This is a genomic window from Streptomyces sp. 71268 (assembly GCF_029392895.1).
GTDB lineage: Bacteria > Actinomycetota > Actinomycetes > Streptomycetales > Streptomycetaceae > Streptomyces.
In genome coordinates, this window is the sequence record NZ_CP114200.1 from 6,298,366 (window position 1) to 6,310,093 (window position 11,728).

The following is an 11,728-nucleotide window of genomic DNA, read 5'->3' on the forward strand; positions in this document are numbered from 1 at the left end:
GCGACCGGAAGCGGGCGGAGGCTGGGAGGAGCCGGTCGGACGCGTCGCGACGAACGGTCCCGGGACGCGGCCGATCCGCCGCCCCGTCGGTCGGGTGCGGCGGATCGGCGCGGCGGTGGGCCGGCGGTGGGTGGGGGCCGTCAGCAGCCGTTGAGGATGCGGCTGAGGGCGCTCTTCTCGGTGCTGTCCACGGACAGGTCGTAGTGGTGCTTGACCGAGACCCACATCCGGGCGTACGTGCAGTGGTAGCTCTTGGTGGGCGGCAGCCACTCGCCCGGGTCCTTGTCGCCCTTGGCCTGGTTGACGTTGTCCGTCACGGCGATGAGCTGCGCGCGGCCGAGGTCGTTGGCGAAGCCCTCGCGGCGGGAGGTGGTCCACTTGCTGGCGCCGGACTTCCACGCCTCGGACAGCGGCACCACGTGGTCGATGTCCACGTCCGACGCGGCGCTCCAGGTCTGCCCGTCGTAGGGCGAGAACCAGGTGCCCTTGACCGCGGCGCAGCTGCTGTTCTGCTCGACGTTCTTGCCGTCGCGCTTCAGGACGACCTCGCGGGTGTTGCAGGCGCCGCTCTGGGTGCTCCAGTGCGGGAACTTCTCGCGGCTGTAACCGTCGGACGAGCCCTCGGACTTGACGGTGAGCTGGGAGAGGTAGGTGCGCGCGGTGTCGGCGCTCGGCGGGGTGGGCGGCGCGGCCTGCGCGCTCGGACCGCTCAGCACCAGCGTGCCGACCAGCGTGGCGAGACCGCCGACGGCGGTGGCTCGACGCGCGTAGATGCCGCGACGTGTCGAAGTCGTGTCCGTACGGGACATGGCGAACTCCCTCTGCGGTGGGGGGATGCGGGCGCTGTGGCCCGAACAGGGTCTCGGCGCCCGGTTTCCGTGGGGTGGGCGCCAGGTAACAGAGTGACGACGCGGTCATGTCAAAGCAAGGGGGCGCGGCGGGTCGACGCGCCCCAGACCGACGTCGTGGCCAGCGCTTTGACGCCCCGTAAGGTGTGGTGGTGCCTGCCACCGTCCCCCTCGCGGGCGCCGCCCTGCTCCCCGTCGGGCCCGCGCTCGGGGTGCTGCTCGCGGCCTTGTTGCTCGCCGCCGCCACCGTGGGCGCGCTCGCCCACCTCACGCACGGCACCGGCCGCCCCGGCGGTGGGGGCCGGTCGGCCGGCGGCGGGCACGGCCACGCGCGCGCCGTGCTGAGCGCGGGGCTGCGCGCCGTCGTGCAGCTCGCCGCCGTCTCCCTGCTGATCGGCTGGGTGGTGCGCGCGGTGCCGCTGCTGCTCACGTTCATCGCCGTGATGTTCGCGGTCGCCGTGCGCACCGCCGGCCGGCGCATCACCGCGAACCGCTCCTGGTGGTGGGCGGCGGCGCCGATCCTCGCGGGCGTGCTGCCGGTGGTCGCCGCGCTGCTGCTGACCGGACTGGTGCCGGTGCGGGGCATCACCCTGATCCCGATCACCGGCATCCTCATCGGCGGCGCGCTCACCGCGACGGTGCTCGGCGGCCGGCGCGCCCTGGACGAGCTGGAGGCGCGGCGGGGCGAGGTGGAGGCCGGGCTCGCCCTCGGTCTGCCGCCACGCGACGCCCGCCTGGAGATCGCCCGCCCGGCCGCCTCCGACGCGCTGCTGCCCGGCCTCGACCAGACCAGGACCGTGGGCCTGGTCACGCTGCCCGGGGCCTTCGTCGGCATGCTGCTGGGCGGCGCGTCGCCGGCGCAGGCCGGCGCGGTGCAGCTCTTTGTGCTGGTGGCGCTGATGGCGGTGCAGGTGGTGGCGGTCGCGGTGGTCCTTGAGCTGGTCGCCGGGGGACGGCTGCACCGCGACGTGGACCCTGACGTATCCTCGACGGCAGCAGAAGGGGAGTAGCTCTTCGCCGGACCGTCGACATACTGCTCACCCGCCTCCCAGCCACCGCCCGCGGTGGGGTGCACGCGCACTCGGGGGAACGGGGAGCCGGCGCCCGGAGGCCGGTGGGTGCGGACCGGGCACATCTACGCGATGTGCCGAGGGGTTCGTCACGTACCACCGTGCCAGCGAGACCTTCGGCCGCAGTGTCCGACGCTGCCGTGCCGAAGCGACCCCTCTCGCAGGGCCCCATCGGCGCGGACGCCCGACCGAATGAGGGACCAAGCCCCGTGTTCAGCCTCACCGTCGCCGCCGTGACCTTCGGCGTCGTCTTCCTCGCCGAGCTGCCCGACAAGACCGCCCTGGCCGGTCTCATGCTCGGCGCCCGTTACCGCGCCTCCTACGTCTTCGCCGGCGTCGCCGCCGCGTTCGCCGTCCACGTCGCGCTCGCCATCGCCGCCGGCAGCGTCCTCACGCTGTTGCCGCAGCGGCTGCTCCAGGCCATCGTCGGCGTGCTCTTCCTGGCGGGCGCGGCGATGCTGCTGTTCAAGAAGGACGAGGGCGACGAGGAGATCGCCAAACCGGCCGACCAGAGCTTCTGGAAGGTCGCCGGCAGCGGCTTCATGCTGATCCTGGTCGCCGAGTTCGGCGACCTGACGCAGATCATGACGGCCAACCTCGCCGCCCGCTACGACAGCCCGCTCTCCGTCGGCGTCGGCGCGGTGCTCGCGCTGTGGGCGGTCGCGGGCATCGGCATCGTCGGCGGCCGGACCCTGATGAAGTACGTGCCGCTGCGGCTCATCACCAAGATCGGCGCCTGCGTGATGCTGGTCCTGGCGGGCTTCAGCCTGTACGAGGCGGTCGCCGGCTGACCCGCGCCCGGCGGCCCCACGGCCCTGCGGCTATGCGCCACGCGCCTTCCGGCCCGTCGCCCGCCCGTCCCCTGCTGGGTCGTGGAGCGGGCCGGTGGCGCCGCGTGCCGGGCTGGCCCACGCCCCGCGCCGTGGTGGCCCGCCGGCTGGTTCGCGCGGCGGGCCGGTCGGCGGCGCGGCGCCGTCAGTGGTACGGGATCGAGCGCGGCGGGGCGGCGGCCAGCGCGCGGGAGGTGCCGCGCGCCGTCGGTACGCGCCCGTGCGGCGCGTGCCCCGGCGTGTGGCGGCGTACCTGCTCGGGCTCGACCGTCCACTCCACGCCGCCGCGCTCCGGCCGGATGAAGACCAGGAACGTCGTGCGTCGGGTGGTCGGCGAGGTGTACGGGCCGGCGTCGGTCAGCACGCCGACGCGGCCCGTGGTCAGGTCCTCCACCGCGTCGCCGATCGCCTCGACCGCCTCTTCCTCGGTCACTTCCCCCACCGCCCGTTGACGATCGCGATCCGCGCGCTGAGCCGCTCCCGTGGCGTGGGCGGCCGTACCGCCGCCGTCTCCGCCTCCCACCGGTCGCCCCCGGTCAGCGAGCGCAGCGCGACGCGGCCCGCGCCGGGGCACAGCACGATCCCCATCCGGCCCGACGACTCGTCCATGGCCAACTCCCCGCGGGCCGGCCCCTGCTCGGGGCCCATCGGCCACGGGCCACCGGACCCGTCCAACGCTGCCGGAGGCTTCCCCATGGAGGTCATCGTTCCGTTTCCCTTCCTCAAGGTGCGGGGCTCACGTGCGCCCGTGCGGAGACCAGCCCAGGGTGGGCCAACCGGCGGCGTGCGGTGGGGAAGGCGGGATGTGCGGCGCGTCAGGTAGGAAATCAGCCTGTACCACCCGGGCGGTTGACGCGGCGGTACGCGGGCGGGCCCGGGCTGGTGCGCGACGGCGCGCGTGACCGGATACCGTGCCCCGGCGGCGCCGGGGCGGTGGCAGTCGGCGCGGCGGCGGCCCCTCCGCGTGCTTCCGTTCGCGGCGGGGCCGCTTCAGGCGTGGCCGCCCGGATCGGTCAGCGGCGCACCTGGTAGCGCAGGTGGAGCACGCGGTCGCCCTGGACCACCAGGTCGGGGCCGTCCAACAGGTGCTGCGCGTCGACCGACCCGAAGTAGCGCTTGCCGGAGCCGAACACGACGGGTACGACGTCCATGCGCACCTCGTCGACCAGGCCCGCGGCGAGTACCTGGCCACCGACGTCGCCGGCGGCGATCTCGACCAAGCGGTCGCCCGCGAGTTCCCGCGCCCTGGCCACGGCCGCCTCGACGCCGTCGACGAAGTGGAACGGCGCCTCGGGGTCCCAGCCATCGGGCCGCGGCCGGTGCGTCACGACGACCATGTGGTCCATTCCGCCCGGCGGCTTTCCGTCCCAGCCGTCCGTCAGGTCGAAGACGTGCCGGCCGACGACCGTGACGCCGATCTGGTCCCAGTACGGCCGGATGTAGTCGTAGGACGTCTGCGACACCTTCAACGCGCCGCTCTCGTCCAACGGGACGTCACCGCTCATCAACCAGTCGAACAGCGGCCCAGGTTGGTCGTTCTCGTCCGCGACGAAGCCGTCCACCGACACCGAGCTGTACATGACGACCTTGCCCACGGGGCTCTCCTCTGCTTCGGGGTGCCCCAAACTAGCGCGTGTGGGCTGGCACTTCGGATGGCAGGGCTGCGGATCTCCCTGCGGCCGGGGCGAATTGACCCGGAGCCGGCTACCGGGTGGCCCGGCTCACGGGGCGATGTGCAGGGTGAGGCCGCCGTCCGGCAGCGCCTCGACGCGGACCTGCGTCAGGTCGCGCACGTGGGCGGTGGGCGCGTGGGCCGCCGCGCGGGGGCCCACGCCCACCACGCGCATGCCGGCCGCGCGGGCCGCCGCGATGCCCACCTCGGAGTCCTCGAAGGCGACGCAGTCGGCGGGCGCGAACCCCAGCTCGGCCGCGCCCTTGAGGAACCCCTCCGGGTCGGGCTTGCTGGCGCTCACGGACTCGGCGGTGACCCGCACGCGCGGCATCGGCAGCGCGGCGGCGTCCATCCGGGCCTGGGACAGGCCGCGGTCGGCCGAGGTGACCAGGGCGTGCGGCAGCCGCGCCAGGGCGGCCATGAACGCGGGCGCGCCCGCCACCGGCACCACGCCCGCCACGTCGGAGGTCTCCCAGGCGAGCATCCGCGCGTTGTCGGCGAGGTTCTCCTCGTGCGGGCGGTCGGGGAGGAGCACGGCCATGGTGGCCTGGCCCTGCCGGCCGTGCACGACCTTGATCACGCTGTCGCCGTCGAGCCCGTGCTCCGCGGCCCAGCGCCGCCAGCAGCGCTCCACGACGGCGTCGGAATTGACGAGCGTCCCGTCCATGTCGAGGAGCAGCGCCTTGACGGCGCCGATGGTCTGGGGGGTGCTCGTGGGAGCCATGGGGCACTCCTGGGCTCGGCGTGGACGCGCGGTGCGTGAAGGAAAGCGGCTCCGCTCACGGTCGGGGGTGCGGGCGGAACCACTTTGTTTCTCAAACATACAAAGAGTCGCCCCGCGACGCCAGCGCCCCCGGCCATGGCCCTGATGAACACCTCATATCCGGCGTGTGACGGACCCGCGCGCGGCCGGCTCCCCGCCGCGCGCCGCCGGCTCCTCACCGCGCCCTGTCGCATCCCGCCGCGCCGGTTCCCCGCCGCGCCCGCCGGGCGCTGGCGGCACGCGCGGGCCCGCCCCGCTAGGGCTGGTCCGTGCGGGCCTCCAGGTAGTCGCGGGTGTGCGGGCCGTAGACGCCCTCCGGGTCGGCGGTGATGTCGTGGCGGCGCTGGTAGGTGCCGACCGCGTCCGTGACGCCCGCGTCGTACTCGCCGTCCGCCGCGCCGACGTAGGTCCACGTCTGGCGCAGCCGGTCCTGGAGTTCGGCGACCTCGGGGCCGCTGTCGCCCTGGCGCAGCACGGGCGGGCCCGCGGGTGTGGTCGGCCGGGGCGGGTCGGTCGGGGCCGAGGTGGCGGGCGTGGGCCGCTCGCTCGGCCGGTCGGGCGCGCCGGTGTCGGAGGGGCGCGCCGACGACGCGGAGGGCGAGGCGCTGGGCTCGCGCGTGGGCGACGGCGTCGCCGACGGTGTCGCGGACGGGCTCTCGCCGCGCGAGCGCGAGGCGCTGGGCGAGGGGGTCGCGGTGCTGCTCGGCGGTGGCGTCGCGCCGTCGGTCATCCGCCCGTCCCAGGTGGACAGGGCGGCGGAGGGGGTGGCCGCGCGGTCGTCGGTCAGCGCCTGGTCGTCCGACGCATCGCCGCTCTGGCCGCCGAGCAGCCCGGTGCCGAAGGCGACGGTGCCCACCACGGCGACCAGGACCGCCGCCGCGATCACGATCGCCAGCGGGCGCCGTCGCCGGTGCCGTGCCGGTCTGCCCCCCGTCGCCCCGGCGCCGCCCTCCTCGGGACCGTCCCCGCTCCCCGTCGCGCCGGACGGCGTGGCGCCCGGGCCGTCCCCGGCCGCCCCGCCCGTCGCCGCCGAGCCCGCGTCCGCCGGGCCGGTGGTCTGCGGGGCTTCGTCGAAGAGCCGCAGGTCGTCGGGGTTGGGGCCGGTCTCGGGTATCTCGGGCAGCGCGGCGGTCGGCGTGAGGTCCGGTAGGTCGGCCCCGCGCGCCGCGCAGGCGCAGCCGGGGCGCCCGTCCGCGCGCGGTGGTGCGAAGCAGTGCGGGCAGAGTTCTCCCGTCACGTTGTTCCCTCCCTCGTACGTCGCTGGCGATTATGCAGACCGGACACGTGTTCGCGCAGGCGGATGTCCGTGGCGAGGACGGCGCTCGGCAGGCCGTAACCGGGCAAACGGGTGAGGATGGGATGAGCGGTTGGTCGCCGTCGGCGGCCAGCGGAACCCCGCGCAGCCGGACCCACGGACAAGGAGGCGCCACATGGCCGAGGACGCACGTTCGCGGGGCCCGCTACCCAGCGAGCCCGCCGCGTCCGCCGGCGCCGCCAGCCACCCAGCCACCCATCCGGACCGGCGCCGCGAACACGAGCGGCGCACCGTGCTGGTCGCGATCGGCGCGCTGCTGCTCGGCATGTTGCTCGCCGCCCTCGACCAGACGATCGTCTCGACGGCGCTGCCCACCATCGTCAGCGACCTCGGCGGCCTGGAGCACCTGTCCTGGGTGGTGACGGCGTACCTGCTCGCCGCGACCGCCGCCACGCCCCTGTGGGGCAAGCTCGGTGACCAGTACGGACGCAAGAACCTCTACCAACTGGCCATCGTCATCTTCCTGGTCGGCTCGGCCCTGTGCGGCATCGCCCAGGACATGCCCCAGCTCATCGGCTTCCGCGCGGTGCAGGGGCTCGGCGGTGGCGGGCTGATCGTGCTGTCCATGGCGATCGTCGGCGACCTCGTGCCGCCCCGCGAGCGGGGCCGCTACCAGGGCCTGTTCGGCGCCGTCTTCGGGGCCACCAGCGTGCTCGGGCCGCTGCTCGGCGGCGTCTTCGTGGACCACCTGAGCTGGCGCTGGGTGTTCTACATCAACCTGCCCGTGGGCGTCGTGGCCCTGCTGGTGATCGCCGCCGTGCTGCACATACCGCGCCGCCGCACCCGGCACACCATCGACTACCTGGGCACCTTCCTCATCGCGGCGGTCGCCGCCTGTCTGGTCCTGGTGGCCTCGCTCGGCGGCGTCAGCTTCGACTGGGACTCCTGGCAGATCACGGGCCTGGGCGTGCTGGCCATCGCGCTCCTCGCGGCCTTCGTACGCGTCGAGCGGCGGGCCGCGGAGCCCGTGCTGCCGCTGCGACTCTTCCGCAGCCGCACCTTCGCGCTCTGCTCGGCCATCGGCTTCGTCATCGGCTTCGCGATGTTCGGCAGCATGACCTACCTGCCGACGTTCCTCCAGGTCGTGCACGACGTCACGCCGACCATGTCGGGCGTGCACATGCTGCCCATGGTGCTCGGGCTGCTCATCGCCTCCACGACCTCCGGGCAGATCGTCAGCCGCACCGGTCACTACCGCGTCTTCCCCATCGCCGGCACCGCCGTCACCGCGCTCGGCCTGCTGCTGCTCCACCAGCTCGACCGGCACAGCGGCGTCGCCGAGATGAGCGCGTACTTCTTCGTCTTCGGCCTCGGGCTCGGCCTGGTGATGCAGGTTCTGGTGCTGATCGTGCAGAACGCGGTGGACTACGCGGACCTGGGCGTGGCCACCTCGGGCGCCACGTTCTTCCGCTCCATCGGCGCCGCGTTCGGCGTCTCCATCTTCGGCACGATCTTCGCCAACAAGCTCGGCCCGCGCATCGCCGACGCGCTCGCCGGACAGCCGCTGCCACCCGGCGTGAACCCCGACTCGCTCAGCGCCGACCCGCGCGCGGTGAGCGGGCTCCCGCCCGGCCAGCGCGCCGGCGTGCTCGACGCGTACGCCGTCTCCATCACCGACGTGTTCCTGTACGCGGTGCCGCTGGTGCTCGTCGCGCTGGCGCTCGCCTGGTTCCTGCGGGAGGAGCCGCTACGCGCCTCCGTGACCGCCCCCGAGGCGAGCGAGGTGCTGGCCAGCAACCCCGTCGAACGCACCTCGCGCGACGAGGTGGCCCGCGCGCTGTCCACGCTCGGCAGCCGCGAGGGCCGCAAGCACGTCTACGCCAGGATCGCCGAGCGGGCTGGCGTCGAGCTGCGGCCCGCGTCCTGCTGGCTGCTGCTGCGGATCAACTTCCACGGCCTCGTGGAACCCGCCCTGCTCGCCGAGCGCGCCGACCTGCCCCTCGGCGTGGTCACCGCGGCCGCCCGGCAGGTCGAGGAGCGTCGCCTCGCCGAGCGCGAGGGCATGGCGCTGGTCCTCACCGAGCAGGGTCGCCAGGTCGCGGCCCGCCTCGCGCGCGCCCGCGAGGAGTCGCTGGCCGAACTCCTCGGCGACTGGTGGGGCCCGGACCGCCCGACCGACCTGGTGGCGCTGGTGCACGAGCTGACGGGGGAGCTGTGTGGCTCCGACGGCGAGCGCCCGCACAACGGCGACGCCTACCGGCCGAAGGCCGGTGTGCGCCGCCGCCCGGTGTGAACCAGGGCCCCCGCGACGCCGCCTCCACCAGACTCAGACCAGGTCCTTGGCGAACCAGTGCTCCGCGTACGGATCGTCGTTGTAGCGCTCGATCTCGACGTACCCGTGCCGCTCGTACAGCGCCCGCGCCTCGACCAGGTCGTTGCGGGTGTCCAGGATGACGCGCCGGGCGCCCAGCTCCCGCGCGCTCGCGTGGGCGGCGGCCAGCAGCGCGGAGCCGCCGCCCGTGCCGCGCTCGGCGGGCCGCACGTACAGCCGCTTCAACTCCGCCGTCGCCGCGTCGCGCAGCCGCACCCCGGCGCAGCCCGCCGCCGCACCCCCCGTACCACCCGACCAGGAACACCGCGCGCGGCGGTATCAGGTCGTCGCTGTGGTGTTCGAGGAGGCCCGACTCGATCTCCTCGGGGGTCGACCGACGGTTCTCGTACCGCAGGTAGTAGCGGTCGCTCACTTCGACGAAGTACGCGCGCAGCAACGCGGCCGACTCCGCCGCGTGCACGGGTCGCGCGGCGACCTCCCAGGTCGAGCGCTGGGTGAAGGCTGATGTCATGCGGGCCATTGTGAGCACCCGCCATCCGCCGCCGCAGCCGGATTTCGCCGGGTCGGCGGGGCGCGGGCCTCAGCCCTTGGGGGCCGCCTGCTGGACGACCTCGAAGGACCACAGCGTGGAGCCGGAGGCGGCCGGCTTCGGGCGCTCGCCGCCCTCGCCGCCGTGGCTGGCCCTCATCGTGCCCTCCATCCACGCCGCGAAGTCCTCCTCGCTGCGCCACCGGGTGTAGACGAGGTACTGGTCGGTGCCCTCCACGGGGCGCAGCAGCTCGAACCACTCGAAGCCGTCGGAGCCCTCCACGGCACCGGCCCGGGAGGCGAAGCGCTGCTCCAGCACCTCGCGCTGCTCCGCCGGAACCGTCAGTACGTTGATCTTGACGACGCTCACTCGACACCTCTCACACCCGGAGGCCACCGCGCCGGCGACCTCGCCTCGATCTGGTGCGAGCAGTCTCCTACATCGCCCCGAGCGCCGGTCGCGGCGGTCGGCGGCCCGGCCGCCGCGACCCGGGCCGGGCTACTTCGGCAGCTCGACCGTGAAGGAGGGGGACTCGCCACCGGCGTTCGCGTCGTAGTAGTGGACGACCCCGCCGCGCCGTACGACGTCGAGCACCAGCCGCCCCGTCACGGACTGCCCGGGCTTGTACGTCGTGTCCAGGTCCGCGCCCTCGCCGACGCCCTCCAGCGTGGTGGCGTCCTGCGCGGCCGTCTTGGCGTCCTCCCACTTCATCATCCCGTACGCGGCGAAGTCGGCCGGCGCCCCGCCGGTGTTGCGCACGGTGAGGGTGAGGGCGACGTACTGCCCCTTCTCGGGCTGGTTGGTGGTGTTGACCTGCGCGGGCGTCACGTACTCCGCGCTGACCACCGTTACCTTCATCCTGGACGTGACCTTGAAGTTCTCGCCGTACTCGTCGGTCTCACCGACCTCGTACGTGCCCGACTCGCCGACCGCCAGGGACGGGGCCGCGGCGGCGGGCGTGGTCTTCGTCTCGGTCTTCTCCTCGGGCACGTCGAGCGGGGCGTCGCCGGCCGCGTCGGTGTCCGTACCGGTGGCGCTGGCAGTGCTGGTGGCCGGTCGCGCCTTCGACGCGGCCGGGTCGCCGGTGCCCTTGCCCCCGTCACCACCGTCGTCGGAGCAGCCGGCGAGAACGGCGCTCAGCAGCGCCGCGGACGTCAGGACAGCAAGGGCGCGGGACACGCGCATGGGACCCCCCGAATGACCACGAGCGGCCCGGGCGCCGCTGGTGCGGGCTCAGTATGCACCGAACGGTTCCGTTTTTGCCGCCTGGCCACCTGACCTGCGGTGATGTCGGGTATCTGGCCGTTTTCCGGTCAGGTCGCGGTCAGGTAAGCCGAACGCGGCGGGGTCTGCGGCCAGATCGCCGCCGCGGCTTCCCGGCCGGAGACCGCCAGGGCGTCGATCAGTCGCAGCGCGGTGACCACCGCGAGGTCGTACTCGTGCGCCGCCAGCAGCCCGTCCGCGTACGGCCCGGGGCGGGCGTTCTGGATGAGCGCTCGGCCACGCTCCCGGCCACGCTCGATGCGTTCGATGGCGGACTGCCGCTCGGCCTTCGACATGGCGAGTGCGGTGGTGAGGTCCACGCGTGTCCTTCCACGGAGGGAGTTGTCTGCCCGTCCATGGTGGCCAACGCGCCCCGGCGTGTCCGGGAAACAATGACGGTCCGGGGCGTGCGGCCAAGCCCGTCAGCGCCCGTGGCATCCCGCACGCCCCGTACGCGCGCGGACGCAACCCCTCGGTCCGCCCGTCAGTCGTGCCTGCGCAGGCCCCGGACGACCTTGTCCACGGCCGCGCGCGGGCCGCGCACCGCCAGGCCCGCCAGGTCCAGGTCCGGGGCGGGCACGGCCAGCACGGCGGCCCGGTTGTCGTCGTCGTTGTCCGTGGCGAACAGCTCCACCGGGTACAGGGCCGTGGTCACACCCCGGCTCAGGGCGCGCTGGTGCGTACGGAGCAGGGTGGCGGCGTCGGCCGCGTAGACGAGGACGGGCTCGCGGAACATCGGCGGGTACCCGTTGCCCGAGCCGTCCTCGTAGGGCTCGCCCACGACGTCAGTCGCGGCGTGAGCGATGCCACTGGAGACGAACGCGGTCACGTTCAGCTTCTGCCAGGCGGCGAGGTCGTTCCGGACGATCACCGCGATCTTGGTGTCAAAGCGCATGTCAGCACGGTGCCGGAGGGCCCGGGGCGGCGTCTTGGACGCTGGTGCGCGGCGCCGGCCGGGCGCCCCCCGAGCACCGCCCCCGCGTCGCGTGCGGCCGGCTCGCGGAGCGGGCTCCTCCGAGATCGCGGCACAATGACGTGATGGAGCAGCGAGCGGAGCGGCGACGCGAGCGGACCCGTCGGCCCGCCACGGAATCGGCGGCCGGCGCTCGCCGGCTTGGCCGCACGCCCGCCCCCGCCGGCCCGCGCGCCGTCGGAGCTCCCTCGAA

General features: G+C 74.3%; 13 protein-coding genes and 1 pseudogene. 3 read left to right on the forward strand and 11 right to left on the reverse strand.

The window, feature by feature from the left end; genetic code table 11:
* Nucleotides 1-140: 140 nt before the first annotated feature.
* Nucleotides 141-809, reverse strand: coding sequence for an HNH endonuclease family protein (locus OYE22_RS25010; protein WP_277322491.1), 669 nt, complete (start codon nt 807-809; stop codon nt 141-143).
* Between the two features lie 191 nt (nt 810-1,000).
* Here OYE22_RS25010 and OYE22_RS25015 point away from each other — a divergent pair, with 191 nt between their 5' ends.
* Both OYE22_RS25015 and OYE22_RS25020 read left to right on the forward strand, forming a co-directional pair.
* Nucleotides 1,001-1,858 (forward strand): ABC transporter permease, encoded by an 858-nt coding sequence (locus tag OYE22_RS25015; protein ID WP_277322492.1) that lies wholly within the window; start codon nt 1,001-1,003, stop codon nt 1,856-1,858.
* A 269-nt stretch (nt 1,859-2,127) separates the two neighbouring features.
* Nucleotides 2,128-2,709, forward strand: a complete 582-nt coding sequence (locus tag OYE22_RS25020; RefSeq protein ID WP_277322493.1) for a TMEM165/GDT1 family protein — start codon at nt 2,128-2,130, stop codon at nt 2,707-2,709.
* A 184-nt stretch (nt 2,710-2,893) separates the two neighbouring features.
* Here the strand turns inward: OYE22_RS25020 and OYE22_RS25025 are convergent, their stop codons facing one another.
* From OYE22_RS25025 to OYE22_RS25045, 5 genes are all read right to left on the reverse strand, one after another.
* Nucleotides 2,894-3,181: a hypothetical protein gene (locus tag OYE22_RS25025; protein WP_277322494.1), complete on the reverse strand. Its 288-nt coding sequence runs from the start codon at nt 3,179-3,181 to the stop codon at nt 2,894-2,896.
* Nucleotides 3,178-3,444 (reverse strand): hypothetical protein, encoded by a 267-nt coding sequence (locus tag OYE22_RS25030; protein WP_277322495.1) that lies wholly within the window; start codon nt 3,442-3,444, stop codon nt 3,178-3,180. Before OYE22_RS25030 ends, OYE22_RS25025 begins: the two co-directional genes overlap by 4 nt.
* 317 nt (nt 3,445-3,761) lie before the next feature.
* Nucleotides 3,762-4,343, reverse strand: coding sequence for a dihydrofolate reductase family protein (locus tag OYE22_RS25035; protein WP_277322496.1), 582 nt, complete (start codon nt 4,341-4,343; stop codon nt 3,762-3,764).
* 126 nt (nt 4,344-4,469) lie between these two features.
* Nucleotides 4,470-5,144: an HAD-IA family hydrolase gene (locus tag OYE22_RS25040; RefSeq protein WP_277322497.1), complete on the reverse strand. Its 675-nt coding sequence runs from the start codon at nt 5,142-5,144 to the stop codon at nt 4,470-4,472.
* Between the two features lie 295 nt (nt 5,145-5,439).
* Nucleotides 5,440-6,420, reverse strand: a complete 981-nt coding sequence (locus tag OYE22_RS25045; RefSeq protein ID WP_277322498.1) for a peptidoglycan-binding domain-containing protein — start codon at nt 6,418-6,420, stop codon at nt 5,440-5,442.
* 193 nt (nt 6,421-6,613) lie between these two features.
* Between OYE22_RS25045 and OYE22_RS25050 the strand changes: the two genes are divergently transcribed.
* Nucleotides 6,614-8,731, forward strand: a complete 2,118-nt coding sequence (locus OYE22_RS25050; RefSeq protein WP_277322499.1) for a DHA2 family efflux MFS transporter permease subunit — start codon at nt 6,614-6,616, stop codon at nt 8,729-8,731.
* A 33-nt stretch (nt 8,732-8,764) separates the two neighbouring features.
* Here the strand turns inward: OYE22_RS25050 and OYE22_RS25055 are convergent.
* From OYE22_RS25055 to OYE22_RS25075, 5 genes and pseudogenes are all read right to left on the reverse strand, one after another.
* Nucleotides 8,765-9,281: pseudogene (locus OYE22_RS25055) on the reverse strand (GNAT family N-acetyltransferase).
* Nucleotides 9,282-9,350: 69 nt separating this feature from the next.
* Nucleotides 9,351-9,668, reverse strand: coding sequence for an antibiotic biosynthesis monooxygenase (locus OYE22_RS25060; RefSeq protein ID WP_277322500.1), 318 nt, complete (start codon nt 9,666-9,668; stop codon nt 9,351-9,353).
* Between the two features lie 129 nt (nt 9,669-9,797).
* Complete coding sequence (locus OYE22_RS25065) at nt 9,798-10,484, reverse strand: DUF4352 domain-containing protein (protein WP_277322501.1); 687 nt, start codon at nt 10,482-10,484, stop codon at nt 9,798-9,800.
* A gap of 128 nt (nt 10,485-10,612) precedes the next feature.
* Entirely contained in the window at nt 10,613-10,882 is a 270-nt protein-coding gene (locus tag OYE22_RS25070; protein WP_277322502.1) for a hypothetical protein, read from the reverse strand.
* Nucleotides 10,883-11,046: 164 nt separating this feature from the next.
* A complete protein-coding gene (locus OYE22_RS25075) occupies nt 11,047-11,457 on the reverse strand; it encodes a DUF2000 family protein (RefSeq protein ID WP_277322503.1) in 411 nt (136 codons plus the stop codon).
* Nucleotides 11,458-11,728: the final 271 nt, after the last annotated feature.

Bases quoted from the DNA above. Each gene is read 5' to 3' on its own strand.
- OYE22_RS25010 (WP_277322491.1), bottom strand. From the start codon at position 809: ATGTCCCGTACGGACACGACTTCGACACGTCGCGGCATCTACGCGCGT.
- OYE22_RS25030 (WP_277322495.1), bottom strand. From the start codon at position 3,444: ATGGGGAAGCCTCCGGCAGCGTTGGACGGGTCCGGTGGCCCGTGGCCG.
- OYE22_RS25040 (WP_277322497.1), bottom strand. From the start codon at position 5,144: ATGGCTCCCACGAGCACCCCCCAGACCATCGGCGCCGTCAAGGCGCTG.
- OYE22_RS25050 (WP_277322499.1), top strand. From the start codon at position 6,614: ATGGCCGAGGACGCACGTTCGCGGGGCCCGCTACCCAGCGAGCCCGCC.
- OYE22_RS25065 (WP_277322501.1), bottom strand. From the start codon at position 10,484: ATGCGCGTGTCCCGCGCCCTTGCTGTCCTGACGTCCGCGGCGCTGCTG.
- OYE22_RS25075 (WP_277322503.1), bottom strand. From the start codon at position 11,457: ATGCGCTTTGACACCAAGATCGCGGTGATCGTCCGGAACGACCTCGCC.